The organism is Pectobacterium atrosepticum (genome assembly GCF_000740965.1).
In the GTDB taxonomy this organism is placed as follows: domain Bacteria; phylum Pseudomonadota; class Gammaproteobacteria; order Enterobacterales; family Enterobacteriaceae; genus Pectobacterium; species Pectobacterium atrosepticum.
The window spans coordinates 2140844-2166532 of the sequence record NZ_CP009125.1; the positions used below are offsets into that span (position 1 = coordinate 2140844).

A 25689-nucleotide genomic window follows, 5' to 3' on the forward strand; every position below is an offset into this window, starting at 1 on the left:
CATGACCTGGCCTACTATCACAATCAATCAGCTCAATCAGCTTCAGGGCGAAACAAAAGAGATCGAGCGCGTGGTGCTGTTCGTTGGCCGTGCGGTCGGGGATGCGATCCCTGTCACGCCGGTAAACACCCAGAGCAATCTGGATAGCCTGCTGGGCGCTGAAGACTCAACGCTCAAGCGTTGTGTTGAGGCTGCGCGGCTGAACGCAGGGCAGAACTGGAGCGCGTTTGTTGTCTCTATTTCTGACGACGAACTGGACGAGCAGCCCGCCGCCGAGGTTGCCAAAATCTGGGCGCAACGGGTTGAAAACGCGCAGGCCGTCGCCAGCGTGGAAGGGGTTGTCGTCACGCTGGAGGCGACAAAATCCACGATTGCCGCTGCTGCCAGCCTGCGTACCACGCTGATTTCAAAATATGGCCGCTGGGTCTGGTTCATCCTGTCCGTTAGTGGCCTGCAAGCGGGTGAATCGTGGACGGTGTACCTCGCCCGCTTAGCGGATTTACAGCGTGGCGACGCGGTGCCCTCGGTGCAACTGGTGCCAAATTTGTGGGGCAGTGAAGCGGGCGTATTGGCGGGGCGTCTGTGTAGCCGTGCCGTGACCGTCGCAGACAGCCCCGCGCGAGTACGCACAGGGCCGTTAATTGGCATGGGCACCGTATTGCCTGTTGATAGTGACGATATGCCGCTAGGGCTTGCGACCTTGCAGGCGCTGGAAGCCATCCGCTACAGCGTCCCGATGTGGTATCCGGATTATGACGGTATTTACTGGGCTGACGGGAGAACGCTGGACGTTGAGGGCGGCGACTATCAGGTGATTGAACACCTGCGCATTGTGGACAAAATCGCGCGGCGTGTTCGTCTCCAGGCTATCGCAAAAATTGCCGATCGCTCAATGAATAGTACGCCAGGCAGTATCGCCGCCCATCAGACGTTTTTTGCGCGTCACATGCGTGAAATGTCCCGCAGTAGCCAGATTAATAACGTCACGTTCCCTGGCGAGGTGCAGTCACCCCGCGAGGGGGATGTGGTGATCGCCTGGACGTCATCGGTCGCCGTGGCGGTTTATCTCACGGTACGGCCTTACGGCAGTCCGAAATCAATCACAGTGGGCATCATGTTAGATGCCACGTTGGAGGCATAACGATGACACAGCGAATCGGCGGGCAGTCGTTTGATATTTCGCTCGGTACTGAGCTGGTACACGTCAAAACCGCGACATTGGATATCACGGATAACACTGCTGTATCACAAACGCGCGGCATTCCAGACGGTTTCGTCGCGGGTGATGTCGGTGCTGAAGGTGAAATGGAATTTGATACGAAGAATTTTAAAAAAATCACCGCACTGGCGCGTGTAGCAGGCAGTTACCGCGCGATCCCGACCTCCGATATTTTGTTTTACGCCAACACTGGCGATGAAGAATTCAAGGTTGAGGCGTTCGGGTGCAAGTTGGTCCTGACGGGGCCGGTTGCCTTTGATCCGAAAGGCGGGGAGACGGCGACGCATAAAGTGAAGTATCTGGTGACCAGTCCCGATTTTGTTCGGATTGATGGCGTGCCGGTACTGTCGGAAACGGATATTCGGGATCTCATTGGGTGAATTATGCCAAACGGTGAAACGTCATTTTTTGCAAATTTATTGTTGGTGGGGGCGGCAATCGGGCTGGGGAAACTGCTGGTCAGCGAAGAACGGATCACGTTTCGCCTGTTAGTGGGCCGCATTATTTTAGGTTCGGCGGCGTCAATGGTCGCGGGTGTGGCCCTGATCCAGTTTCCTGAGTTGCCAGAACTGGCGGTATTGGGATTGGCCTCGGCGCTGGGGATCGCCGGTTCAACCGCGATTGAAGCCATCATTGAACGCAAACTGAGAGCATCACGGGGGAATTCATGAGTTTAAGCGCAAAACAAGCCACGTTTACGGTCATGGTTGCACGCCTGATCACCTGGGCGGCAGAGAACGGCTATTCACTGACGTTCGGCGAAGCCTATCGGACGGCGGAGCAAGCCGCTATCAATGCCAAATCGGGGGCAGGTATCAGTAACAGTCTGCACACCCAGCGTCTGGCCGTGGATTTTAATCTGTTTGTTGACGGTGTGTATCAGTCAAGAACGGAAGCCTACACCCCACTCGGCGAGTTTTGGGAGTCTATCGGCGGCGCGTGGGGCGGGCGCTTTACTTCTCGTCCCGATGGTAACCATTTTAGCCTGGCACACGGCGGCGTGCGCTGATGAAACAGCTACTGGCGTTCGTGGTGGCGGCGTTTCTGGCGGGCTGGTATGTCAACGACTTGCAGCACGATAGCACAGAGTTGAGCATCACCCGTGCGGCTACCGCCGCCGCTAATGGCGTGCGTACCAGCCTGGAAGACATCGCCGGTCAATCGGGGCGGGTGCTGGAAGAAAAATTACAGGAGCTACGCGCCAATGAGCACACCCAAGACCGTGTTTTTCATACGGAAACCCTTAAGCCTATTTTTCTTAATGTGTGCGCTAGTGATGAGTATGTCCGGTTGTTCAACGACAGCGCAGAGCAGGCCGAGCGTGCCTTATCAGGAAAATTTGCTAACCCGCTGTCCGGTGCAACTCCCCCGCCTGGCGGGTAATACCGGCCAGGATTTTGATCAGGCATTACGGGCGTACAGCACGCTGTATAGCGAATGCGCCGCCCGACATAACCAACTGATAATTGAAGTTAATCAACGCAGAGAGATTGAACAATGAGCAAAGAAACTAACGTGATCACGTTGACCGTCAACGGTCGTGAACTGTCATTTTCGCCAACGCTGGTGGCGTACAACAAGCTGTCAAACGAGGCGGCGCGTGACGGTGATGTCATCGGCACGATTGCCACCTATCTGAAGCGTATCGTTACCCCCGATACCCGCGACACGCTGAATGAGTTGCTGCAATCACCCGGCATCGGCACGCAGATCGCTAAGAAGGTCAACGAGATTTACGCGCCAGAGGTGGAGATCGAAGTAAAGGGATAAGCGCGCTGATTGATGCCATTAAGGGCAATCAGCTTGAGCAGTATATGACGCTGCGGCGTCATTACCTGCCCCATGACGATGACGACGCCATGAGTCTGGCCCGTGCGGCGTGGCTGGCTGAGTATTTTCACGAATGCCAGATTAACAGTACCGCCGCAGGTATCGCTTTTGCGTTCAACGGCAGCAGGGAATAACGATGAGAGAGCTGGGCTTTTTATTGAGTCTGAAAAACCAACTGAGTGCGCCGCTGGGGCGGGCACAGCAATCCGTTGAACAGTTTGCTAACCGCAGTGCGGATGCGCTGGCACGGGTGGCAGTTGGGGCGGCGGGGTTGTGGGGCGTCGCTCAGGGCGTTAAGGGGTTGCTCGATCCTGCTAACGACGTCAAAAAAGCGCTGGATGAATTATCGACACGTAACGTCAGCACGCAGTCGCTGGATGCAGTTTATCAATCAGCCCAGGCATTCAGCACGGCGTACGGTAAGTCGGCGGCGGAGTTTGTCGCGTCAGCAACGGTCATCCGTAGTTCAATCGCTGGGATAACTGACACCGAGCTTCCCCGATATACCACGGGCCTGAATACGCTGGCCGTGGCAACAAAATCCAGTGCTGAAGGTGCCGCCAGTTACATGAATGACATGGCGAGTAACTTCAGCACCGTGGCAAAGCGAATGGGCAACATTCCGTTTGCTGAAATGATGGCGTCAAAAGGGGCGTACATGGTGCAGAACTTTGGCACCAGTCTGGACGAAATCAAGGAATTGGTGAAGTCCAGTAAAGGAACCGGCACACAGATGGGTGTGGGCATGGATGAGCAATTTTCTGTGATGGGGATGCTCAAGCAGACAAAAGGCACGGAAGCGGGCGGGATTTATGATGCGTTTCTGAAATCAGCGGTAGAGGGCGGTAAACAGCTTGGTCTGAGTTTCACCGATGCGCAGGGCAAGATGTTGCAATTCCCCGACATCCTGCAAAAGCTACAGGGAAAATTTGGCAGCTCGATCGAGGGCAACATCAAAGCACAGGCCGCGTTAAATAAGGCGTTTGGTGATGGTGCGCAGGCATTAACGGCGACGTGGGGCCAGGCTGATAAGTTGCGTCAGCATATGCGCGATATGGGGAATACGCAGGGGCTGGATCGCGCCACGGAAATGGCGAAAAAAATGGCGGATATGTGGGAACGTCTCGATAAGGTCTGGGAGCGTATCCGAGTATCGATCGGGATGCGGCTGATCCCTGCTATTTCCCCTCTTGGTAACACCGTGATCGCTATCGGTGAAAAATTTGCTAAATGGCTGGATATGTTCCCGAACATAGCCCGCTGGCTGGGGTATGTTGCCCTGTCTACGTTGGCGTTTGCGGCAGCGGGCGCGACAGCTAACATCGTCTTTGGCGCGTCCAGATTTATCTGGACGGGGCTGTTACCGCTCTGGTCGCTCGGGACTAAATCATTAGCGCTGGTCACGGGGCAATTAAACGTCATGACCTCAATCGGTACAAAAGCGACAACGGCAATGAACTGGCTGCGCTCGTCATTTATCGTCACCAAAGTCGCTGCCTGGGCGGCGGCGATTGGTGTTAATGCGGTCATCTGGCCGATCCTCGCCATCATTGCTGCCATTGCGCTGGTTGTCATCGCTGTCGTGAAGTTTTGGCACCCCATCAAAGCATTTTTCAACGGGTTTATCAGTGGGTTTAGTGAGGCGTCCGGTGCGCTGGCGCCACTGTCTCCGCTGTTTGATTTACTGGGTGCTGCCATCGGGATTGTCTGGCAGGGGATAAAAGCGCTGTTTGGTAGCTTCTCTGAGTTGTTAACGCCGATTGCGTATTCGTCTGAAGAGTTGGCGGGCGTCACGTCAGCGGGTGAAATGTGTGGCCGTATCGTTGCGGAGGCTATCGGCTGGATCCTGGCTCCTATCGGCTGGGTGGTTGAGGCGTGCCGCGTGCTGGATGGCGTTTTTGCTGACCTCTGGTCATCGATACAGCTCGGGTGGGAAATGGCCGTGAATTTCTTTGCGGGATTATCCCCTGTTGCGGCCTTCGGTGGATTTGTTGACGCCATAAAAAATATTTTTAGTGGGCTGTGGGCCTCGCTAATGGACTCGTTTACCCAAACCTACAATTTCATTGCGCAGGGGCTGAATTATCTGCCTGGTATCAATATTGACCTGAAGCCGACCTCCGGCAGCACATTGGCCGCACCGGCAGGAATAACCGCGCCACCGATGCAGAACGGCGGGATTTCCAAAACCTTACAGACCAATAATCAAAGCACGGCAAATACGCGCAAAACGGAAATTGCCAGCGTGAATATCTATCCACCTAACGGCGCAACGTTCACCAGTATCGCCGAATCTCAGGAGCTGGCCGCAGGATGAGTGATGCACTGTATTTTGACCTGCTAATCACTGACGGTGATTTTACGCTGAATACCGGTAATGAGCCGCAGTTGTGTAATAACCGCGTCAGCATTGCACAGGATGTGGTTCACCGGCTGATTGAATCAGGACTGGTTAAACAGCTGGTTGCTGAACGCAGTCCGGTATTGCGCAGTGACATCATGTTACGCATGGAGCTGCTGACAGAAGAAGATACGCGCCTGGTGCCAGGGACGGTGGTTATCCGTGATAACGGTCGTGGAAATTATTTCATTGACGCTGAAACGTATGATTTCGGCCCTATTTCAGTGAGTGAACCATTATGAGTAACCGCCCCAATCCCGACTATGAACGTATTCTGGCTGAACAGGGCATGCCTGTTACCGATAAACAGATCCGTGCCGAGTTTGACGAGGTTGTTGCCGATGCGGGCATGATAACGAATACCTCCCGTATGTCCCCGTTTTGGCGATTAATCACGGCGATTGTTACCGCGCCGGTGATGTGGTTAAAGAATGCGCTGGTTAACACCGTGATGAAAAATCTGTACCTGGCTACCGCCAGCGGGGCATTTGTTGATGTGTTCGCCTGGGCTGTCAATCTTGAGCGCAAAGGCGCGGCGGGAGCGCGTGGCGTGATTTTGTTTACTAAATCCGATCCCAGTATTACGGCCGTTGTTCCTGCGGGAACGCAGATTCAGACCGAGCGGATCAACGGTACTGTCTACCGGCTGACAACAGATGCGGATTTTACTATTGATGCCGGTATCAGCAGCGCCTTGATTCCGGTGACTGCCACCGGTGCCGGTAGCGGGCATAACCTTGCGCCTGGCTACTATCGCATTTTATCGGTTGGTGTAGACAACATTGAGCAGGTTGTTAACGACGATGACTGGCTGACAGCGCCAGGCGCAGATGTTGAATCTGATGACGAGCTACGCGACAGGGTGCGCAATCAGTTTAATTTGCCTGGGCAATATCACATTGATGCCGTCTATCGTGGCGCGATTGCGCAGATTGCAGGGCTGACGACTGACCGTATCTTTTTTCAGCATGACGCGCCACGCGGGCCAGGTACAGCCAATGTCTTTTTGTTGCTGGATTCCGGCGTTGCCAGTCAGCCATTTATCGATACGGTCAATGATTATGTGATGGCGCAAGGGCACCACGGGCACGGTGATGATGTCCTGTGTATGCCGTTGCCGGAGTTTGATGTACCGCTCGGCGTCACGGTTTACCTGAAAAATTATGAAAATTTCACGATACAGGAATTGCAGGCGTTACGCGTTAACGTGCTGGATCTGATCCGCTGTGCATTCCGTCAGAACACCGATTATGACGTGAAAAAGACGTGGCCCTATTCCCGTTTTTCCTTTTCAGCTCTGGCGGGGGAGTGTCACCAGTATTTTCCTGTGATCGAGTCAATCACCTTCAGTGAGTCAGATATTGTCAGTGATCTGAGCATTCCGCGCCTGTCGGGTGTCAGCGTGGTATTTAAAAATGTCTGAGTTCAAAACGTGGCTGGATAGTCAGCCGCTGCCACCCTGGATGGATAAAGGGGAACCAATCAAGCTGTTTACGGCCGTAAAACAATTTTGGCTGAAAACGTATGACTGGGTGCAATTTCCATTACGTCAGTTTGACGCTGAAACGTGTGACGTGGCGCTGCTTGACGCGATGGCCTATCAGCGTGATATCCAGCGGTTTAACGGGGAGCCGTTAGCACTCTACCGCAAACGGGTGAAGTTCGCGTTTATCAACGCGGTTGATGCGGGCAGCGTTGCGGGGTTTATCAACATCTTCAGGCGGCTTGATATCGGTGATGTGACGCTGGCTGAACGCCAGCCCGCACATGACTGGGACGTTATCCTGGTGCAACTGGATGACGAGCAACTCGGCACCTATAACACGTTGATGATGGATTTGATCCGCCAGTATGGCCGGACGTGCCGACGCTACCATTTTGATGTAACGAACGCGGATATATCCCGTATTCGTGCTGCTGAGTTCAGCCATGATGCCGCGTTTTACGCGGTCGATGTTGACACTGTGCATGGCCTGGTCGAAGGGCGAACCCCAACGAACGCCCCCGCGTTTACCTCATCAACCGAATACTACACAGCCAGTCAGTGAGGATTTATGGCACAGAGTATTGTTACCCGTGCATTTGAAGCATGGAACGTAAAAAAAACGCTGGACGGGCAACCCGCCGTTCCCGATCAGATTGTTTTCGCTCTCATCCCTAATCAGGATGAGGATCAGGCGGTGAGCCGTGATGAGGGGATGCCCGACGCCGCCGCAATCAAACACCGTGCCGCTATCACGCAATCGGGTGTGCTCAATACTAACGCGGTGGTCTATTCCGTTGTGTTAGACACCGCTATCGGGGATTGGGATTACAACTGGATAGGGCTGGTCGATAGTCAAACCCAAACGGTACTGATGATTGTCCATGTTCGTACTCAGCAAAAAATAAAAACGCAGAACGGCAGGCAGGGAAACAGCCTGACCAGAAATCTGGCTATGCAGTTTGACGGGGCCGCAGAAGCGACGCAGATCAATGTATCTGCGCAGACCTGGCAGATTGATTTTTCTGCCCGCCTGTACGGCATGGATGACGCACTCCGTGTGGCTTTGTTGGATTACTACGGCCCCGCCGCATTTCTGGGGGATGGGTTCAACGTATCGGTTGCGGGTACGCAGGCGATGGTAGCACCAGGTGTGGGGTATGTCGGTGGTTTGCGTGCTGTGCTGGATGCTGCGGAACAACTGGCTGTTAGTGCGAATACGGGCGTATGGGTGGACGTTAGCCGTCAGGGAACGGTGACGGGTGCATGGGAAAACCGTGTAACGCTCCGCACTGCGGCGGAACTGGCGGATTACACTGACGAAAACGGCTATGCACACTACATAGCGAAGGTCGCTACCATCACGGCGGGGCAGGTTGTTGATAATCGTATGGCGTCCCCTGTCTATTTGCTCGATAAGCGTTTTTTACAGATTGATGCAGCGGCTGAAAAATATGCGCCATTGAAGAGCCCTAAGCTGATTGGAGCGCCAACCGCGCCGACCGCGTCGCAACTGACCAGTAATAGCCAGATTGCTACAACTGAATTTGTGAAAGCGGCAATTCTGGCGTTAGTGAATGATTCGCCTGCTGATCTGGACACACTGAAAAGCCTCGCTGAAGCGGTCAACAATGATCCTGATTTTTCTAAAAAGGTATTAAGCGCGTTAACGGGAAAACTGGAGAAAGATAAGAACGGTTCGGATATCAATGATGTAGGCGTCTTTTTGTCAAACATTGGTGCCGTCAGCCTCAATACATTTCAGGTGATTACCGGAAAGAAATTGCTGTCTGCCGACGATGACGTGTTGACGATAAAGCCCACGGCTAACGGGCAGCGTGCATACATCCAGTTTAATAATGCGCAGAGCACAGAGGCGATAGCGTTTGTCGGGATGCGGTACGGCAATAACGAGCAGGCACTAACGTTTGAGCACCGATCAGGGTCATCAATCAGATTGGTGGATGGCGAAGTCAGCTTACACGGATTGCCTCGCGTAACAACCGCGGCACAGGGTACGAATACAACGCAGATTGCATCAACCGAATTTGTGCAGTCCGCTATCAATGACGGCGCGGGTATTCCACTGCCGTGGCCCCAGGCAGTCGCCCCGACTGGCTGGATGAAGTGCGCAGGTCAGTCGTTTAACAAATCCGAATACCCTAAGTTATCGCTGGCGTACCCGTCTGGCGTATTGCCGGACTTGCGCGGCGAGTTTATCAGGGGGTGGGATGATGCCCGTGGTATTGACGCCGCACGTGTACTGCTCAGTGCTCAAGGCGATGCTATTCGTAATATCACTGGCGAGATCTGGACGACAGCACAGAATCTTCAGTTTTTAGGGGAAAACCTGCAATCAAGCGGCGTGTTTGAATTGCTGCATGAATTTGGTGTTGGCGCTATCGCTGATGGGGCGGGGGATTCATGCCCATCACGCATGCGTTTTGACGCATCACGCACTGTGCCGACAGCGTCGGAAAACCGCCCACGCAATATCGCATTTAACTACATCGTGAGAGCCGCATAATGAGCAACTATTCAACACAAATTAAAAACGCAGAGCTGAATGAAAGCGGGCTGGCAATCAATGCGGGCTGGATTACGGTTTATCACGTGAACTCCGCGACACGCGAATATCAGTCAGCTAGTTATGAGTACGTCATGCAGGGTGTTGGCTTACCCGCTGACAGCTACGCCGATGAACCCGAGTTACCGCCCGTTGGTCAGGCGCTGCGCCGTACAGATGACGGAAAGGCGTGGGAGGCTGTGCCAGACTATAGAGGTCAGACCGTTTATAGCATGAACACGCGGCAGGCACAGATCGTTACGCAGTTCGGTGAACTGCCGGATAACGTCACGCTGCTGAAACCTGCCACCGAATTCGATGTTTGGAACGGTAAAAAGTGGGTTATCGATAAAGCCGCGCAAGCCGCCGCCGCGCTCAAGGCCGCACAGCTGGAGCTGGCGACACGCAAAGCCGCTGCGACATCGCGCATTAATGAACTGACCTATGCCATTGATCTGGACATTGCGACCGATGACGAGAAAACGGCACTGACAGCGTGGCAGAAATACGCGGTGCTGCTGAGTCGCATTGATGTGAATGCGGCGAAAATCGACTGGCCGGAGGCACCACAGTAAATGTGGCATGAAAAACGCCTGGCTATCCCCGCGAACATGCGCCCAATCACATGCTCGACAGTGGTCGTTCATCCGTGGACGTTTGGTGTCGGGCAGACGGTGGAATCTGGTGTTTTTCTCAGTCCGCCCAACGCCGTTAACACACTGGCGGGAAAATTGGCGGGTACGCCCGCCAATCATGATGTCGTGATATTCATGATAACTGCGCCCACGATTGAGCAATTTATTACGTTGTTAACTGCCGCCGCTGCGGTGTTCCCGTTGCCTGATTTGACGCAGGTTCAGCGCCGTGCACGCTCGGCGTTGAGTCTGGCGGTAACGAAAATGCAGCGCCCCATGATGGCAGGCAGTTTGCCCGCTGCGGTACCGCTGTCATTCAGTACCGCCCGCTCGGCCTCCACTGCGCAGGCGATGCAGCAGGCTATCGGGCAGGCAAGCGGCGCGGGTATGGCGGATATCGCCGACGCGTTGGCAGGGTTTGCTGCCCAGCGTCAGACGTTATTAGCCGCAGCGGGTGAGACATTACAGCAGCTACAGGGGATGTCAGTGCCTATTTGGGCGTTAGAAGTCAGCGGTAGTGTCGAAACGGCGCTGCTGGACATGCGGGAAGATATCCCTAACCCTGATGCCGTCTTGACGCTGTGCATGATGTTTGTTGGCGAGGATTTGGGGCCGCTGCGTGAAATGGTGACAGAACGATGAATCAGATTATTGTGCTGGCGTTGGATGGTGAGGCGATATTGCTAAAAAATATTCTGGTGTCGCCCTCAATGCAAATTCAGGATAAAGACCAGAGCGGGCAGGCCAGCAGCACGGCCAGCGCAGAGCAGGGAATTAAGGGCAAGGAATTGCGGGTTTCCGGTTTGATCCCGTTTGCTGAGAAAACACAGCTTACCCGCCTGTTTGCGCTGGCAGAGGCTAAAAGTGCTGACGGCAGCATGAAGCGTTACCGCGTGGCGAATGAAGTCGCCCAGGCGATAAAGTTCAGGGAAGCAACCTTCTCCGGCGCTATCGATGCCGCGCCGCAGACTGACAAAATGGCCTGGCTGGTGAATTTCACGCTGAAAGAATTTTTTAGCGTGGCAGAGCGTAAAGCGGCGCAGGCCAGCGCCAAAGGCGGGGCGGGAACCAGTGCCGGTGCAACGGCACAAACGGCCAGCGGAACAGGCAACGCCGATGAAGGTGAGGAAAAGCTCTCCTGGTTTGAATCCGTGCTGAAAAAAATCGATAACAAGATAGGCCCCGCAGGGGAACAGACATGAAACCGATCATCGCATTGCGGCTGGCTGGCGACGATATTCCCGTCAGTGGCTTAAATCTGGTGCTGGAGCTGAATAAATGCGGACTGGGGTTTGTTACGGCATTGACCGATCGTGATGTCACGGGCGAGCTGGTTCGCTTAGATTTGGGGTACAACACGTCGGTGTACCGCTGGTTTACCGGATTTGTTGAACGCTGTGCGCCTGCGGAGAACGGCGCACAGCGTCTGTTTATTCGTGAGCTGGTTGGTGTATTTGAGCGCCATTGGCCGATCTCGCTGCAACATCCCACGCTACGTGATGTGATAAAACAACTCGAATCCAGCACGTCCATGCGGTTTTCATTGCCTGCCGCGCGGTATGTCGATACGCCAATCCCACATTTCACCCATTCCGGCAGTGGTTATCTGCTACTGGCTAATTTGGGGCGTGCGTTTGCCATTCCTGACTATACGTGGTTCCAGTTGCCGGATGGTGAGGTTTATGTGGGCAGCTACGCGGATTCGCGTTTTGCTGATTCTCCTGTTGACGTTCCCAATGAATTTTCTACCGCAGGCGGGGCAGGGAATACCCAGACATTGCCGGTCATTCCGGCTATTCGTCCAGGGGTTATTGTTAACAGCCGACGCATTACCAAAGTGGCTATTGATAATGATGAAATGTCGCTGACGTGGACACCACTGAATGCCAGCGGCAAACCCGCGCAGAAGCCGCCCGCGCAACGCCAGATAGAACAGCATTACCCAGAGCTGAGCGCCGGATTACACCTGCCACGTCTGGCGCGAGTGATGAGCACTAACGACAGTGCCGCGCTGGGTGACCAGTCTGATCCGTTTCGTCCCCGCTATGCAGTCAACCTGCAACTGATGGATGAGAACGGCAACCCTGCCGCCGACACACCCGAATATCACGCGGTACCACTGCCCGTTCCGATGGCAGGGGCTGAAGGGGGCATGTTTCAGTATCCGCCTGCGGGATCGGTTGTTGAAATTGGCTTCGCGGAGGGACGGCCCGATAAACCGGTTATCAGGCAGACCATGCAGGACGGCATGGCATTGCCAGATATTAAGCCAGGTGAACAGCTCCAGCAGCAACGCGCAGGCGTCAGCCAGCGTGTCACAACTGATGGCAGTTGGCAGCGTGAAACTGACCAGACTATTCAGGAACGCAGCAGTCAGCGCCACGTTACCAGCGATGCAGAAACTCGCACGACCACGACACGGACAACCACAGTCAACGGGACAGACACCACAACCGTGCTCGGTACCCATAAATTATTGGCTGGCGCGGTTGTGGCATTGGCGGACGGGGATTATGCGATCGGAACGTCGGCAAACATGCTGATACGTAGCAGCAAAGACCGGAATGACTATGTCGGCCAGAACTACCATTCAGAGGTTGCGGGGGCACTAACAGAGCGTATCGCGGGTATCCGTCGCAGTGTCGCCGCACAACAAGAATTGATTGCGCCATCAATCAGGCTGGGCAACGATCAGTTGAATGTGCTCACGCTACTGACGGACACACTGGACGTGCTGCACACGCTGGCGCAGCAGACGGCCAACCACACGCATAACAATACCGGCACACCGCTTAACGCCGAGGCGATCAATGGTACCGGTCAACGTGCTACGGCGTTAAGCGAGAAATACGGCCCCTTCATCGCCTGATAGGCTGCGCATTTTTACCCTTCCACGTAAAACCGCATCAATCAAATTCTAAGCCCCGCAGGCTGTCATTAACGTGACGGTCTGTGTCGTTTCGTGATCGCTCAACCATCGCCCGCGCCGGAGTTCTCAGCCCGCATACGGAAGCGCCAGCGAGACGTAAAGCGCGCTACACCGCACCCGCCTGCACGATTTGGATCATGAAAATTTTGCAAAAGAAATCTGGCGCAAACCATACCGCCAGCCCGCGCGGTGGCTGGGGTTCTGGTGTCTGGGCGCTTTTGCACGGTACGCAAGGTTTTGCAGCATTTTGCAAAATCAGGCGCATGACGCCCGCGTGATGAATTGAGTAATGCATTGTTTTAAAAGGATCACTTGCGGTTTTCGTCACTTTTTTTATGAACAAATTTTGAGGTTGTTATTTTTGCCGAAATGCGAGAAATCCAGTGCGGGCGCGGCTTGCAGGGTGATAGCGTTGTCGGAAGTGTTTGCAAAATATTGCATGAAAGGATCTACAAAAGGATCGTTAAGGGGCCGTAAAAAAAGCTAGCGGGCTGATGACGGAAAGCAGATTCAGGGCGTTCTGTGATGGTTCGCCCGACACGTTTAAATGCCGAGCTTGCGACGTGGGCTGTACAGTGTGTGATCTACAACGATGAATCCTTTTTCCAGCCATTGCGTCACCTGGGCAGGTTGTACGCCAGTGAGTCGGGCAAACGATGCCTGATTCCCGTTGTAGTATTTTTTGATGTAGTCGAGTAGTGGCATGGAAGCATCCTTTTATCTATCTCAATTGAAATATAGTAAAATACTATATGATAATTTAAGTGTAAAGTGAGAAGGCAAAAGAAAACCCGCAATTACGCGGGCTTATTGTCGATGTGGTCAATGTGTGGACATTGAATAAAATAAATCCTTTTATTTCATGTTGTTATGGTCTATTTCAGGTCACCGATTACTGACATTGCGAGGTTTTCTCCAAATTTGACCGGACAATAGCGGTCTTTATGAGCGCAGTCATGAGAAAGCAGGTACCTATCTGGCAGGAATTTCTGACAGAAGAACACCGTATGACAGATGCTGCGTCGAATCTGTTTTGCAAGCCATCCACATGATGAAGGCAATATAGCGGGCTGGCAAAACAGGCTGACAATCTGAACGACAAGCGAGGGCGAGAAAAAGGCCCCACTGACGTGGAGCCTTTATTTTACGCTTTTTCAGACAGCCATGGAAATTAGATTGACTGTGTGAAGGTACGGGTAATGACGTCTTGCTGCTGTTCTTTAGTCAGTGAGTTGAAACGCACTGCGTAGCCAGATACACGGATAGTCAACTGCGGATATTTTTCCGGGTTTTCCATCGCATCAAGCAGCATTTCACGGTTCATGACGTTGACGTTCAGATGTTGACCGCCTTCGATGCTGGCTTCGTGGTGGAAGTAACCATCCATCAGGCCAGCAAGGTTAGCTTTACGCACGTTGTCGTCTTTACCTAACGCGTTAGGTACGATGGAGAAGGTATAAGAAATACCATCTTTCGCGTACGCAAACGGCAGTTTGGCAACAGAAGTCAGAGAGGCAACCGCACCTTTCTGATCACGACCGTGCATTGGGTTAGCACCTGGTCCGAACGGTGCGCCTGCGCGGCGGCCGTCTGGCGTGTTACCTGTTTTCTTACCATATACCACGTTAGAGGTGATGGTCAGAACAGACTGAGTTGGTGTTGCGCCACGGTAGGTATTCAGTTTCTGAATTTTCTTCATGAAACGTTCAACCAGGTCACAAGCCAGTTCATCTACGCGAGAGTCGTTGTTACCGAATTGCGGATATTCGCCTTCGATATCAAAGTCGATAGCCAGACCATCTTCATCACGAATTGGTTTAACTTTGGCATATTTGATGGCAGACAAGGAGTCAGCAGCAACAGACAGACCAGCGATACCACACGCCATGGTACGGAAAACGTCACGATCGTGCAGTGCCATCAGCGCCGCTTCGTAGCTGTATTTGTCATGCATGTAGTGAATGATGTTCAGAGAGGTGACGTACTGCTTAGCCAGCCAATCCATGAAGTGATCCATACGTTCCATCACTTCGTCGAAGTTCAGAACATCACCTTTGATCGGTTCTGATTTCGGACCAACCTGCATTTTCAGTTTTTCGTCCACGCCGCCATTGATTGCGTACAGCATGGTTTTTGCCAGGTTTGCACGGGCACCGAAGAACTGCATTTGTTTGCCAACGATCATCGGGCTTACGCAACAAGCAATCGCGTAGTCATCGTTGTTAAAGTCAGGACGCATCAGATCGTCATTCTCGTATTGCAGAGAAGAGGTATCGATGGAGACTTTAGCGGCATAGTTTTTAAAGCTTTGTGGCAGTTTCTCAGACCACAGAATGGTCATGTTCGGCTCTGGAGAAGGCCCCATTGTGTACAGGGTGTTCAGGAAGCGGAAGCTGGTTTTGCTCACCAGTGTACGACCATCCAGACCCATACCAGCCAGAGATTCTGTTGCCCAGATCGGGTCACCAGAGAACAGCTCATCATACTCAGGTGTACGCAGGAAACGCACCATACGCAGTTTCATGACCAGATGGTCAATCATTTCCTGAGCTTCTTCTTCCGTGATTTTTCCTGCTTTCAGATCGCGATCGAGGTAGATATCCAGGAAGGTGGAGACACGTCCGAAGGACATTGCCGCACCATTCTGTGATTTAACTGCAGCCAGATAGCCGAAGTAAGTCCACTGAACGGCTTCCTGAGCTGTCGTTGCTGGGCTAGAAATATCACAGCCATATTTAGCTGCCATTTCTTTAATTTGGCTCAGTGCATGATGCTGATCGGCAATTTCTTCACGCAGACGGATCGTTGCTTCCAAGTCTTCGCCATTTTCCAGTTTGGATTGCAGAGAAGTGAACTGAGCAAACTTGTCTTTCATCAAGTAGTCGATGCCGTACAGCGCAACGCGACGGTAGTCACCGATGATACGGCCACGGCCATAAGCATCCGGCAGACCAGTCAGAACACCAGATTTACGGCAACGCATGATGTCTGGGGTGTAAACATCGAACACGCCCTGATTGTGCGTTTTACGGTATTCAGTGAAGATTTTTTTCAGTTGAGGATCAAGTTCACGACCGTAAACTTTGCATGAACCTTCAACCATTTTGATGCCGCCGAACGGAATTAACGCACGTTTCAACGGAGCGTCAGTCTGAAGACCAACGATTTTTTCCAGGCCTTTGTTGATGTATCCCGCGTCGTGAGACGTGATAGTTGCAGCAACATTGGTATCAAAATCAACAGGCGCATGAGTGCGGTTTTCCTGTTTGATGCCTTCCATGACGCTGTCCCACAGCGCTGAGGTCGCTTTGGTTGCGCCAGCTAGGAAAGACTCATCACCTTCATACGGCGTGTAGTTTTTCTGGATAAAGTCACGAACATTGACGTTATCCTGCCATTCACCTTTGCTAAAGCCTTGCCATGCATTGGCCAATTTTTCATTCAGCTCGGTCATTTTACACCTACCTTTGATATGGATTTCTTAAAACCCGACGTTGCGGCCGATTGCACCTTAGTGGTGCTTGTCTCCACCGCGCAAATAAATTACCCAATATGTTAAACCGACCATTACGCCGCCGCCGATGATGTTCCCTAGGGTGACGGGAATCAGATTATCGGTAATGAAGTGGCTAACGGTTAAATGTTCAAACTGAGACGGCACCATGCCAATGGCATTCCAGAATTCCGGGGCCGCAAAATTTTTGATAACGATGCCCATAGGAACCATGAACATGTTGGCGATGCTGTGCTCAAAACCGCTGGAAACAAACATGGCGACAGGCAGAATCATTGCAAACATTTTATCTGTAAGCGTACGGCCAGAATAGCTCATCCACACGGCCAGACAGACCAGCAGGTTTGCCAGAATACCCAGACACAACGCTTCAACGAACGTATGTTCAAGTTTGTGTTCAGCTGTTTGCAGGACGTTCAGACCCCACGCACCGTTTGCGACCATATGCTCTCCCGAGAACCAGATAAGTCCAACGAAGAAAAGCGCGCCAATCAGGTTGCCGACATAAACATTAGCCCAGTTACAGGCTAGTTGTTTCCAGGTAATACGTCCACTGGCTTTGGCAATCACGATGAGAACGGTTGAGGTAAACAAGTCTGCGCCGCAGACGACAACCAACATGAGGCCAAGGGAAAAACAGATACCCCCGATCAGTTTCGCGATACCGAAAGGAATCGTCGCGGTCCCGGTAGTGGCAGTAATATAAAAGACGAAGGCGATCGAAATAAACACACCCGCAGTGATCGCTAAATAAAACGTCGTACACGGTTGTTTGGTAGCTTTATAGACTCCGGCGTCTTCAGCAACTTTTGCCATAGCGGCCGGTAGTAATAGAGTGAAGGGGTTGTCAGCTTTCACACTAACTCTCTCTTAAAATTTATCAGCGTTGAGATACTAACAAAGCAGTATACGGTAAAATTTGATGTGGATCATATTGCAAGAAATTAATAGGCAGGTAAGTAGGGGGTGATAGTATAATTTTATAGGTAACGTATTGAATTATATAATATAAAAATATTTTAAATTTTACAAAAAGAGTTGAATGGCATACGTTAAACCTACCGATTTAGCGTTAATGAAAATCATGTTTTGTAGAATTTTAGTACCACCTTGTCGAGGTAATTTAATTAAAAATTCACCATTCAATAACAATACTCTGGTTATGCATCACGAATAATCAGTATTGCCCTTTGGATAATGAAATAGCCCTTTAAATTAAAGGGCTATTTCAGGTGGTGATGCGTAGATTGCTATTTGCAATGGATCGCACTCATCGCTATGAGACGCGTGCTGGCTGCCTCACTCAGGCATTATTTAGCCTGCCAATAACGACGTTTAGCTTGTTGCAGTTTTTCATAGGCAGCCAGTAGCGACTGGTGCGCAGGTAAAGAAGTAAATGTGTCATCCACGGCAAAGAGACCGTAAAAACACGCTTCTCCAGCAACGGCGGCACTGGCAGCCTCGACCGTCTCGCTGCCGTACATTTTGGTAAACGCATCGTAATATTCTGCTGGATCGCGCTCAGGCTCTTGTGCCAGTAACAGCAGGGTTTGCAGGCAGCGGTAGTAATTGCTGCGCTGTGCCGTAAAGACGGAGTCGTTGAAATCCTGCGTCCATTCTGTCCAGATCAGAGCCTGATCCAGATCGCCACCGGCCAGACCCAGCATGGCTTTCAATTCGCCAACGCGTAGAGTGAGCCAGCCGTTATCTTTTCCGGTGGCAATACCAAGCAGCTCGCGTACGCGAGTGAAGTCATCCAGCCCTTCATCATCCAACTGTTGCAACAGCGCCAGATAGTCTTCTTTTTTCCATTTGCTGTCCGGCAGCGCCAGCAGTGTGTCACGCAGATGAGCACCCATGCTGTTATTGGCTAACAGCAGATCGTCGGCAGGGTAGATATCTGACATTCCCGGCACGATGATGCGGCAGGCATAAACGGCCAGATGCTCATAGTCAGCAATGTAGACTTCTTTATCTTCCTGCTGGAAGATCGCCATCAGCGTTGCGAATTCTTCTTCTGTCGACCCTTTAAAGCTCCAGTCGGCAAATTCATAATCCGCCTGCTTCTTGAACATATCCCAGGAGATCAGACCACTGGAATCGATAAAGTGGGTTTCCAGATTAGCGTGTTCGCCAACTTCTTCATCATCGAACGTCGGTGGAGTAAATACGTCCAGATCTTTCAGGCCGCGACCCTGCAACAGTTCAGTGACGGTACGCTCCAGCGCTACGCCGAAGTCAGGGTGTGCGCCGAAGGAGGCGAAACAGGTGCCGTTAGCAGGATTAAACAGTACTACACAGATAACCGGATATTTACCGCCCAGTGAGGCATCGTAGGAAAAAATCGGGAAGCCTTCTTTTTCCAGCGTTGCAATCGCTTCGACCACGCCTGGATAGCGGTTCAACACGTCTTGTGGAATTTCCGGCAGGCTGATGGATTCAGCAATGATTCGGTTTTTAATGCTGCGCTCAAACACCTCTGACAGCCCCTGAACGCGGGCTTCGTTGGCGGTGTTACCGGCGGACATTCCGTTAGAGACGTACAGATTACCGATGATATTCATCGGAATATAGACGGTTTGCTGATCGGACTGACGAGTAAACGGCAGTGCGCAAATACCTCTGTCGGCATTGCCGGATTGCAGATCGATCAGATCGCTGGCGCTCAGTTCCTGTTCTGGGTCGTAAAACTGGTGCAGACGGGCATCCAGAATACCTTCCGGCAGCGCATCATCTTCTGGAATAGGGAACCATTTTTCATTCGGATAGTGAACGAAATCACCGTTAGCGATAGTTTTGCCGAGATAGAAGTCAGCAAAGAAATAGTTGGTGGACAGACGCTCGAAATACTCGCCTAACGCGGAAGCCAGAGCCGCTTTTTTACTGGCACCTTTGCCGTTAGTGAAGCAGAGAGGACAATCGCGATCCCGAATATGGACAGACCAGACGTTCGGCACTGGGTTCAGCCATGACGCTTCTTCGATGTTAAACCCCAGGTCCTGGAGTTGCTGTTGAAAACGGGCGATGGAGTCTTCCAGGGCGGCGTCTTTGCCTGGGATAAACGTTTGAGTCATGGTGTTCACTCTTATCGAGATTAGCGGAAGCGGCATGATACGGATTTTTCTGTCTGGACTCTATTCATTCATAACAGATCGGCAACAGCGAAAAAGAACAGACTACGTAACGTGTCGTTTTGCATAATGAAAGCGCAATAAGCATTGCAGCCGCGATGGACGAGTGATAAAACCGATAGCAGGGTAAAAGTAGTGTGGTTATGGCGGTCGTTCCGTTATAGCTACGATCTTGTAACAGCGGTGTTTTTATAACCGGCAGGTCTATATGCTCTAAATAATTCGAGTTGCAGGAAAGCCAACGCACATGCAGCTTGAAGTATGACGGGTATAAAAATGGTATTTGTAACAACGGTGATAAAACAGCCGCTATTTTTCAGGTGTGGTGAGGGGAAATGACTCAGATTTTTAATTTTAGCGCCGGTCCAGCAATGCTGCCGGTTGAAGTACTGCGTCGTGCTGAACAGGAATTATGTAATTGGAATGGCCTGGGAACATCGGTCATGGAAATCAGCCACCGCAGTAAAGAGTTTATGCAGGTTGCCGCTGAATCCGAACAAGATCTGCGTGATTTGCTGAAAATCCCCTCCAACTACAAAGTGCTCTTTTGCCACGGCGGTGCTCGTGCGCAATTTGCGGCAGTGCCGTTAAATCTCCTAGGTGAGCGCTCAACAGCGGACTACATCGACGGCGGATATTGGGCACACAGTGCAATCAATGAAGCCGAAAAGTACTGCACGCCTAACGTGATTGACGTAAAAACGCGCATAGACGATCTGCGCGGCATTAAACCGATGCGTGAATGGAAATTGTCTGATGACGCGGCGTTTGTGCATTACTGTCCGAATGAAACCATTGACGGTATTGCGATTGAAGAAGAGCCGGATTTTGGCGACAAAATTGTGGTCGCCGACTATTCTTCCAGCATTCTGTCCCGTCGCATTGACGTTAGCCGCTATGGCGTGATCTATGCCGGTGCGCAGAAAAATATCGGCCCTGCTGGCCTGACGCTGGTTATCGTGCGTGAGGATTTGCTGGGTAAAGCACGTCGTGAACTGCCATCGATTCTGGATTACCAAGTTCTGGCGGACAATGACTCCATGTTTAACACGCCGCCGACGTTTGCCTGGTATCTGTCCGGCATGGTCTTCAAATGGCTGAAAGAGCATGGCGGTCTGGCTGAAATGGAAAAACGTAACCAAGAGAAAGCTGACTTGTTGTATAGCGCGATCGATGGTAACGACTTCTATCGTAATGACGTCGCGTTGGCGAACCGTTCTCGTATGAACGTACCGTTCTTACTGGCAGATTCCGCACTGGATAAAGTCTTCCTGGAAGAGTCAGTCGCGGCGGGTCTGCATGCGCTGAAAGGCCATCGTGTTGTGGGCGGCATGCGTGCTTCTATCTACAATGCGATGCCGTTGGAAGGCGTGAAAGCGCTGACTGAGTTTATGGCCGACTTCGTACGCCGCCACGGTTGATTAACGTCAACCCCGCTATACATTTTGATCAACCCCGGGCTTTCCGGGGTTTTTATATCCACTTTGAAAGAATAGGCTTCACATGCAGGAATCCCTGACCTTACACCCCATCAAGCTGATTAACGGTACCCTTAACCTTCCAGGGTCCAAAAGCGTTTCTAACCGTGCGCTTTTGCTAGCCGCCTTGTCGGAAGGAAAGACCCGACTGACTAACCTGTTAGACAGTGACGATGTCCGTCATATGCTTACTGCGTTAACGGCGCTGGGGGTGGAATATCATCTGTCATCCGACCGGACCGTGTGTGAAATTATTGGACTGGGTGGCGCATTTGCAGCGTCGCAGCCGCTAGAACTGTTTTTAGGGAACGCGGGTACCGCGATGCGCCCACTGGCTGCAGCGCTGTGCCTGACGGATGGCGATATTGTGCTGACAGGCGAACCCCGAATGAAAGAGCGGCCGATCGGGCATCTGGTCGACGCACTACGTCAGGGCGGGGCGAAAATTGACTATCTTGAACAGGAGAATTATCCGCCGCTTCGTCTACACGGCGGTTTCCAGGGCGGTGAAATCAGCGTAGATGGTAGTGTATCGAGCCAGTTTTTGACTGCTCTGCTGATGACTGCGCCACTGGCCGCGCAGGATACGCAAATCAGCATTCAGGGCGATCTGGTTTCCAAGCCGTATATCGATATCACGCTGCATATGATGAAAGCGTTCGGTATTGACGTGCGCCATGAAAATTACCAGCACTTCTTCGTGGCAGGTCGTCAGCAGTATCGCTCACCGGGTGATTATCTGGTTGAAGGCGATGCGTCGTCGGCCTCTTATTTCCTGGCTGCGGCGGCGATTAAAGGTGGCGTTGTACGTGTGACTGGCGTGGGCCGTAATAGCGTACAGGGTGATATCCGCTTTGCTGATGTGCTGGAAAAGATGGGGGCAATCGTACGCTGGGGCGAGGATTATATTGAATGCGAACGTGGTGAACTGCACGCGATCGATATGGATATGAACCACATCCCTGATGCCGCAATGACTATTGCTACGGCGGCGCTTTTCGCTCAGGGCGGAACCACCACGCTACGTAATATCTATAACTGGCGTGTGAAAGAAACCGATCGTTTAGCTGCGATGGCGATTGAACTGCGCAAAGTGGGCGCGGAAGTGGAAGAGGGGAACGACTACATTCGTATTACGCCACCGGCCAAGCTGAAAGCGGCAGAAATCGGTACGTACAACGATCATCGTATGGCGATGTGTTTCTCGCTGGTGGCGTTGTCGGATACGCCAGTCACGATTTTGGATCCGAAGTGTACGGCTAAAACCTTCCCTGACTACTTCGAGCAATTGGCGCGTCTCAGCGAACTAGCGTGATTCCATTCTAAGGCACGGTTTTCGTGCCTTTTTTCCTCGATCGATTTCCACCACATTCCGCTGTGTTTTTTTCTGAAATTGCGTAGCGCGTTCAGAGAATGCCTTATTTTTCCCGCCATTCCGCCATTGGGGTAACCTTTCTCTGCATTGATGCGTATAATGAGGCTCCGTAATGCCATAAACGGCATAAGCGGAACTTCCCAGTATTAAGGAGAGAGAAATGACGGTGATGGCACCGGTAGTTACGGTTGACGGACCGAGCGGCGTAGGCAAAGGTACCTTATGTAAGGCATTGGCTGAAGCTTTACAATGGAACCTGCTGGACTCGGGGGCTATCTATCGTGTTTTGGCGTTGGCGGCGTTACACCACCATGTGGATATCAGTTCAGAAGATGCGCTGGTCCCGCTAGCCTCTCATCTTGATGTGCGCTTTGTTGCAGAAGACGGGCAGTTGAAAGTCATTCTGGAAGGCGAAGACGTTAGCCACGAAATTCGTACCGAAGCGGTGGGCAACACGGCTTCTCAGGCTGCAGCTTTTCCTCGTGTTCGTGAAGCATTATTACGTCGGCAGCGTGCTTTCCGTGAGGCTCCGGGGTTGATTGCCGATGGACGTGATATGGGAACGGTGGTCTTTCCTGACGCCCCAGTGAAGATTTTCCTGGATGCCAGTGCGGAAGAACGTGCACAACGTCGCATGCTACAGTTGCAGGGGAAGGGCTTTAATGTTAACTTTGAACGTCTTTTGTCTGAGATAAAAGAACGGGACGATCGTGATCGTAGCCGCCCCGTTGCGCCGTTAGTACCTGCTGCCGATGCGCTGGTGCTGGATTCAACGGAAATGACAATCGATGAAGTGATAGCGCGCGCGTTGGCTTATGCCCGCGAAATTTTAGCGTCGTAATCACAGAAAACTGAATTTTTACCTCGCTGTAAGGATGCACAGCGGGGCATGTTAAACAACCCCATCGAGCAGGATGCCAGATGGACGTTAAATTGAAACCCTTAAGATTATCAAACATGACTGAATCTTTTGCTCAACTCTTTGAAGAATCCCTGAAAGAAATCGAAACCCGTCCTGGTTCCATCGTACGTGGTGTTGTTGTGTCTATTGATAAAGATGTCGTACTGGTTGACGCCGGTCTGAAATCTGAATCTGCCATTCCGGTAGAACAATTCAAGAACGCACAGGGCGAACTGGAAATTCAGGTTGGTGATGAAGTAGACGTTGCTCTGGACGCTATCGAAGATGGCTTCGGCGAAACTCTGCTTTCTCGCGAAAAAGCTAAACGCCATGAAGCATGGCTGACGCTGGAAAAAGCCTACGAAGAAGCTGCAACTGTTACTGGTATTATCAACGGTAAAGTTAAAGGCGGTTTCACTGTTGAGCTGAACGGCATTCGTGCGTTCCTGCCAGGTTCTCTGGTAGACGTTCGTCCGGTTCGCGACACGCTGCATCTGGAAGGCAAAGAGCTTGAGTTCAAAGTTATCAAGCTGGATCAGAAACGCAACAACGTTGTTGTTTCTCGCCGTGCAGTTATCGAATCTGAAAACAGCGCTGAACGCGATCAACTGCTGGAAAACCTGCAGGAAGGCATGGAAGTTAAAGGTATCGTTAAGAACCTTACTGACTACGGTGCATTCGTTGATCTGGGTGGCGTTGATGGCCTGCTGCATATCACTGATATGGCTTGGAAACGTGTTAAACATCCGAGCGAAATCGTCAATGTGGGCGACGAAATCACTGTTAAAGTGCTGAAATTCGACCGCGAGCGTACCCGTGTGTCTCTGGGTCTGAAACAGCTGGGCGAAGATCCATGGGTCGCTATCGCTAAGCGTTACCCAGAAAGCACTCGTCTGACTGGTCGCGTAACCAACCTGACTGATTACGGCTGCTTCGTTGAAATCGAAGAAGGCGTTGAAGGTCTGGTACACGTTTCCGAAATGGATTGGACCAACAAAAACATCCACCCATCCAAAGTTGTTAACGTTGGCGATGTAGTGGAAGTAATGGTTCTGGATATCGATGAAGAACGTCGTCGTATCTCCTTGGGCCTGAAACAGTGTAAATCCAACCCATGGCAGTTGTTCGCAGAAACTCACAATAAGGGCGACCGCGTTGAAGGTAAAATCAAGTCAATCACTGACTTCGGTATCTTCATCGGTCTGGACGGCGGCATCGATGGTCTGGTGCACCTGTCTGACATCTCCTGGAACGTGGCTGGCGAAGAAGCCGTTCGCGAATACAAGAAAGGTGATGAAATCGCCGCTGTTGTTCTGCAGGTTGACGCAGAGCGCGAGCGTATCTCTCTGGGCGTGAAACAACTGTCTGAAGACCCGTTCAATAACTACCTGTCTGTTAACAAGAAAGGTGCTATTGTTACTGGTAAAGTTACAGCAGTTGACGCCAAAGGTGCTACAGTTGAATTAGCAGACGGCGTAGAAGGCTATCTGCGTGCTTCTGAAGCTTCTCGCGATCGCATCGAAGACGCAACACTGGTGCTGAATGTTGGCGACAGCGTTGAAGCGAAATACACCGGTGTTGATCGTAAAAACCGCGTTGTTAGCTTGTCTGTCCGTGCGAAAGACGAAGCTGACGAGAAAGATGCAATCGCAACTGTTAACAACAAGCCGGAAGAAAACAATTTCTCCAGCGCGATGGCAGAAGCGTTCAAAGCAGCTAAAGGCGAGTAATCACAACGGTAGAATGAGCAACGTGAGTTGCTCATTCTTGTAACGGTAGTCAGTTATCCCGGCTATTGATAGCCACGCATTTGGAGGCGCTATGACCAAGTCTGAACTTATTGAAAGGCTTGCTGGACAGCAATCTCATATCCCGGCCAAAGTGGTTGAGGATGCAGTGAAAGAAATGCTTGAACAAATGGCTTCTACGTTAGCCGAAGGCGACCGTATTGAAATCCGTGGGTTTGGCAGTTTTTCACTTCACTACCGTGCACCGCGTGTGGGTCGTAATCCGAAAACGGGTGATAAAGTTGAGCTGGAAGGTAAGTACGTCCCTCACTTTAAACCGGGCAAGGAACTCCGCGACCGCGCTAACATTTATGGCTAATTGTTAGTCATAAATATCAGCCTTATAAAAGCACTCATTTTGGGTGCTTTTTTGCATTTATCGATCTTGTTCCCTCAAAGCTTCCGCGCTATTGGCTATTTGTTCTGATTACTTATCAGAG

27 protein-coding genes are annotated in these 25689 nt (G+C 51.8%); 23 read left to right on the forward strand and 4 right to left on the reverse strand.

Going from position 1 to position 25689, the window contains the following annotated elements:
• The first annotated feature begins 1 nt into the window (after window position 1).
• The 18 genes from GZ59_RS09400 to GZ59_RS23670 all read left to right on the forward strand — a co-directional run bounded on the left by GZ59_RS09400 (window position 2) and on the right by GZ59_RS23670 (window position 13341).
• Window positions 2-1141, forward strand: a complete 1140-nt coding sequence (locus tag GZ59_RS09400; protein ID WP_039291350.1) for a DUF2586 domain-containing protein — start codon at window positions 2-4, stop codon at window positions 1139-1141.
• Window positions 1142-1143: 2 nt separating this feature from the next.
• Complete coding sequence (locus GZ59_RS09405; RefSeq protein WP_039291352.1) at window positions 1144-1599, forward strand: phage protein; 456 nt, start codon at window positions 1144-1146, stop codon at window positions 1597-1599.
• Between the two features lie 3 nt (window positions 1600-1602).
• Window positions 1603-1890, forward strand: a complete 288-nt coding sequence (locus GZ59_RS09410; RefSeq protein ID WP_039291358.1) for a phage holin family protein — start codon at window positions 1603-1605, stop codon at window positions 1888-1890.
• Window positions 1887-2228: a M15 family metallopeptidase gene (locus GZ59_RS09415; RefSeq protein ID WP_039291360.1), complete on the forward strand. Its 342-nt coding sequence runs from the start codon at window positions 1887-1889 to the stop codon at window positions 2226-2228. Before GZ59_RS09410 ends, GZ59_RS09415 begins: the two co-directional genes overlap by 4 nt.
• The gene (locus GZ59_RS09420) at window positions 2228-2602 is read left to right on the forward strand and encodes a hypothetical protein (protein ID WP_039291362.1); all 375 of its coding nucleotides are present in this window, start codon (window positions 2228-2230) and stop codon (window positions 2600-2602) included. Before GZ59_RS09415 ends, GZ59_RS09420 begins: the two co-directional genes overlap by 1 nt.
• Window positions 2502-2720, forward strand: a complete 219-nt coding sequence (locus tag GZ59_RS24130; protein ID WP_476726656.1) for a hypothetical protein — start codon at window positions 2502-2504, stop codon at window positions 2718-2720. The genes GZ59_RS09420 and GZ59_RS24130 overlap by 101 nt, the downstream gene beginning before the upstream one ends.
• A complete protein-coding gene (locus GZ59_RS09430; RefSeq protein WP_039291366.1) occupies window positions 2717-2989 on the forward strand; it encodes a putative phage tail assembly chaperone in 273 nt (90 codons plus the stop codon). The genes GZ59_RS24130 and GZ59_RS09430 overlap by 4 nt, the downstream gene beginning before the upstream one ends.
• 44 nt (window positions 2990-3033) lie before the next feature.
• The gene (locus GZ59_RS23720; RefSeq protein ID WP_164671199.1) at window positions 3034-3183 is read left to right on the forward strand and encodes a DUF6890 family protein; all 150 of its coding nucleotides are present in this window, start codon (window positions 3034-3036) and stop codon (window positions 3181-3183) included.
• A gap of 2 nt (window positions 3184-3185) precedes the next feature.
• Window positions 3186-5366 carry a phage tail tape measure protein gene (locus tag GZ59_RS09440; RefSeq protein WP_039291370.1) on the forward strand — a complete coding sequence of 727 codons (2181 nt, stop codon included), beginning with the start codon at window positions 3186-3188 and terminating at the stop codon, window positions 5364-5366.
• Window positions 5363-5692 (forward strand): DUF2590 family protein, encoded by a 330-nt coding sequence (locus GZ59_RS09445; RefSeq protein WP_039291372.1) that lies wholly within the window; start codon window positions 5363-5365, stop codon window positions 5690-5692. The genes GZ59_RS09440 and GZ59_RS09445 overlap by 4 nt, the downstream gene beginning before the upstream one ends.
• Entirely contained in the window at window positions 5689-6873 is a 1185-nt protein-coding gene (locus GZ59_RS09450; RefSeq protein ID WP_039291377.1) for a baseplate J/gp47 family protein, read from the forward strand. Before GZ59_RS09445 ends, GZ59_RS09450 begins: the two co-directional genes overlap by 4 nt.
• Complete coding sequence (locus GZ59_RS09455; protein ID WP_039291379.1) at window positions 6866-7498, forward strand: hypothetical protein; 633 nt, start codon at window positions 6866-6868, stop codon at window positions 7496-7498. Before GZ59_RS09450 ends, GZ59_RS09455 begins: the two co-directional genes overlap by 8 nt.
• 6 nt (window positions 7499-7504) lie before the next feature.
• On the forward strand, window positions 7505-9460 hold the full coding sequence (locus GZ59_RS22435) for a phage tail-collar fiber domain-containing protein (RefSeq protein ID WP_051623282.1): 1956 nt from the start codon (window positions 7505-7507) through the stop codon (window positions 9458-9460).
• The gene (locus GZ59_RS09470) at window positions 9460-10074 is read left to right on the forward strand and encodes a tail fiber assembly protein (RefSeq protein ID WP_039291381.1); all 615 of its coding nucleotides are present in this window, start codon (window positions 9460-9462) and stop codon (window positions 10072-10074) included. The genes GZ59_RS22435 and GZ59_RS09470 overlap by 1 nt, the downstream gene beginning before the upstream one ends.
• Window positions 10075-10776, forward strand: coding sequence for a hypothetical protein (locus GZ59_RS09475; protein WP_039291383.1), 702 nt, complete (start codon window positions 10075-10077; stop codon window positions 10774-10776). It abuts the gene before it with no gap.
• On the forward strand, window positions 10773-11336 hold the full coding sequence (locus tag GZ59_RS09480; protein ID WP_039291389.1) for a baseplate complex protein: 564 nt from the start codon (window positions 10773-10775) through the stop codon (window positions 11334-11336). Before GZ59_RS09475 ends, GZ59_RS09480 begins: the two co-directional genes overlap by 4 nt.
• Window positions 11333-13003, forward strand: coding sequence for a hypothetical protein (locus tag GZ59_RS09485; RefSeq protein ID WP_039291391.1), 1671 nt, complete (start codon window positions 11333-11335; stop codon window positions 13001-13003). Before GZ59_RS09480 ends, GZ59_RS09485 begins: the two co-directional genes overlap by 4 nt.
• 83 nt (window positions 13004-13086) lie before the next feature.
• Window positions 13087-13341: a hypothetical protein gene (locus GZ59_RS23670; protein WP_039291393.1), complete on the forward strand. Its 255-nt coding sequence runs from the start codon at window positions 13087-13089 to the stop codon at window positions 13339-13341.
• Window positions 13342-13606: 265 nt separating this feature from the next.
• Here the strand turns inward: GZ59_RS23670 and GZ59_RS23725 are convergent, their stop codons facing one another.
• From GZ59_RS23725 to ycaO, 4 genes are all read right to left on the reverse strand, one after another.
• Window positions 13607-13768, reverse strand: coding sequence for a hypothetical protein (locus tag GZ59_RS23725; RefSeq protein WP_039275386.1), 162 nt, complete (start codon window positions 13766-13768; stop codon window positions 13607-13609).
• A 466-nt stretch (window positions 13769-14234) separates the two neighbouring features.
• The gene (gene pflB / locus GZ59_RS09500) at window positions 14235-16517 is read right to left on the reverse strand and encodes a formate C-acetyltransferase (protein ID WP_011094141.1); all 2283 of its coding nucleotides are present in this window, start codon (window positions 16515-16517) and stop codon (window positions 14235-14237) included.
• Between the two features lie 57 nt (window positions 16518-16574).
• Window positions 16575-17435 (reverse strand): formate transporter FocA, encoded by an 861-nt coding sequence (gene focA, locus GZ59_RS09505; protein WP_011094140.1) that lies wholly within the window; start codon window positions 17433-17435, stop codon window positions 16575-16577.
• 452 nt (window positions 17436-17887) lie between these two features.
• Entirely contained in the window at window positions 17888-19651 is a 1764-nt protein-coding gene (ycaO, locus tag GZ59_RS09510; protein WP_039291399.1) for a 30S ribosomal protein S12 methylthiotransferase accessory factor YcaO, read from the reverse strand.
• A gap of 392 nt (window positions 19652-20043) precedes the next feature.
• Here ycaO and serC point away from each other — a divergent pair, with 392 nt between their 5' ends.
• From serC to ihfB, 5 genes are all read left to right on the forward strand, one after another.
• Window positions 20044-21129 carry a 3-phosphoserine/phosphohydroxythreonine transaminase gene (gene serC / locus GZ59_RS09515; protein ID WP_039291400.1) on the forward strand — a complete coding sequence of 362 codons (1086 nt, stop codon included), beginning with the start codon at window positions 20044-20046 and terminating at the stop codon, window positions 21127-21129.
• An 82-nt stretch (window positions 21130-21211) separates the two neighbouring features.
• On the forward strand, window positions 21212-22501 hold the full coding sequence (aroA, locus tag GZ59_RS09520; RefSeq protein ID WP_039291401.1) for a 3-phosphoshikimate 1-carboxyvinyltransferase: 1290 nt from the start codon (window positions 21212-21214) through the stop codon (window positions 22499-22501).
• A gap of 220 nt (window positions 22502-22721) precedes the next feature.
• The gene (cmk, locus tag GZ59_RS09525) at window positions 22722-23402 is read left to right on the forward strand and encodes a (d)CMP kinase (protein ID WP_039291402.1); all 681 of its coding nucleotides are present in this window, start codon (window positions 22722-22724) and stop codon (window positions 23400-23402) included.
• 116 nt (window positions 23403-23518) lie between these two features.
• A complete protein-coding gene (rpsA, locus tag GZ59_RS09530) occupies window positions 23519-25192 on the forward strand; it encodes a 30S ribosomal protein S1 (protein ID WP_011094135.1) in 1674 nt (557 codons plus the stop codon).
• A 91-nt stretch (window positions 25193-25283) separates the two neighbouring features.
• On the forward strand, window positions 25284-25568 hold the full coding sequence (gene ihfB / locus GZ59_RS09535) for an integration host factor subunit beta (protein WP_005967571.1): 285 nt from the start codon (window positions 25284-25286) through the stop codon (window positions 25566-25568).
• Window positions 25569-25689: the final 121 nt, after the last annotated feature.

Coding starts and splice junctions, on each gene's coding strand:
- GZ59_RS09450 (WP_039291377.1), top strand. CDS start 5,689: ATGAGTAACCGCCCCAATCCCGACTATGAACGTATTCTGGCTGAACAG.
- pflB (WP_011094141.1), bottom strand. CDS start 16,517: ATGACCGAGCTGAATGAAAAATTGGCCAATGCATGGCAAGGCTTTAGC.
- GZ59_RS22435 (WP_051623282.1), top strand. CDS start 7,505: ATGGCACAGAGTATTGTTACCCGTGCATTTGAAGCATGGAACGTAAAA.
- GZ59_RS09475 (WP_039291383.1), top strand. CDS start 10,075: ATGTGGCATGAAAAACGCCTGGCTATCCCCGCGAACATGCGCCCAATC.
- ihfB (WP_005967571.1), top strand. CDS start 25,284: ATGACCAAGTCTGAACTTATTGAAAGGCTTGCTGGACAGCAATCTCAT.
- GZ59_RS24130 (WP_476726656.1), top strand. CDS start 2,502: ATGTCCGGTTGTTCAACGACAGCGCAGAGCAGGCCGAGCGTGCCTTAT.
- rpsA (WP_011094135.1), top strand. CDS start 23,519: ATGACTGAATCTTTTGCTCAACTCTTTGAAGAATCCCTGAAAGAAATC.
- aroA (WP_039291401.1), top strand. CDS start 21,212: ATGCAGGAATCCCTGACCTTACACCCCATCAAGCTGATTAACGGTACC.
- GZ59_RS09400 (WP_039291350.1), top strand. CDS start 2: ATGACCTGGCCTACTATCACAATCAATCAGCTCAATCAGCTTCAGGGC.
- GZ59_RS09430 (WP_039291366.1), top strand. CDS start 2,717: ATGAGCAAAGAAACTAACGTGATCACGTTGACCGTCAACGGTCGTGAA.
- GZ59_RS09485 (WP_039291391.1), top strand. CDS start 11,333: ATGAAACCGATCATCGCATTGCGGCTGGCTGGCGACGATATTCCCGTC.
- ycaO (WP_039291399.1), bottom strand. CDS start 19,651: ATGACTCAAACGTTTATCCCAGGCAAAGACGCCGCCCTGGAAGACTCC.
- GZ59_RS09420 (WP_039291362.1), top strand. CDS start 2,228: ATGAAACAGCTACTGGCGTTCGTGGTGGCGGCGTTTCTGGCGGGCTGG.
- serC (WP_039291400.1), top strand. CDS start 20,044: ATGACTCAGATTTTTAATTTTAGCGCCGGTCCAGCAATGCTGCCGGTT.
- GZ59_RS09470 (WP_039291381.1), top strand. CDS start 9,460: ATGAGCAACTATTCAACACAAATTAAAAACGCAGAGCTGAATGAAAGC.
- GZ59_RS23725 (WP_039275386.1), bottom strand. CDS start 13,768: ATGCCACTACTCGACTACATCAAAAAATACTACAACGGGAATCAGGCA.
- GZ59_RS09415 (WP_039291360.1), top strand. CDS start 1,887: ATGAGTTTAAGCGCAAAACAAGCCACGTTTACGGTCATGGTTGCACGC.
- GZ59_RS23720 (WP_164671199.1), top strand. CDS start 3,034: ATGACGCTGCGGCGTCATTACCTGCCCCATGACGATGACGACGCCATG.
- GZ59_RS09410 (WP_039291358.1), top strand. CDS start 1,603: ATGCCAAACGGTGAAACGTCATTTTTTGCAAATTTATTGTTGGTGGGG.
- GZ59_RS09455 (WP_039291379.1), top strand. CDS start 6,866: ATGTCTGAGTTCAAAACGTGGCTGGATAGTCAGCCGCTGCCACCCTGG.
- GZ59_RS09440 (WP_039291370.1), top strand. CDS start 3,186: ATGAGAGAGCTGGGCTTTTTATTGAGTCTGAAAAACCAACTGAGTGCG.
- GZ59_RS09480 (WP_039291389.1), top strand. CDS start 10,773: ATGAATCAGATTATTGTGCTGGCGTTGGATGGTGAGGCGATATTGCTA.
- GZ59_RS09445 (WP_039291372.1), top strand. CDS start 5,363: ATGAGTGATGCACTGTATTTTGACCTGCTAATCACTGACGGTGATTTT.
- GZ59_RS09405 (WP_039291352.1), top strand. CDS start 1,144: ATGACACAGCGAATCGGCGGGCAGTCGTTTGATATTTCGCTCGGTACT.
- cmk (WP_039291402.1), top strand. CDS start 22,722: ATGACGGTGATGGCACCGGTAGTTACGGTTGACGGACCGAGCGGCGTA.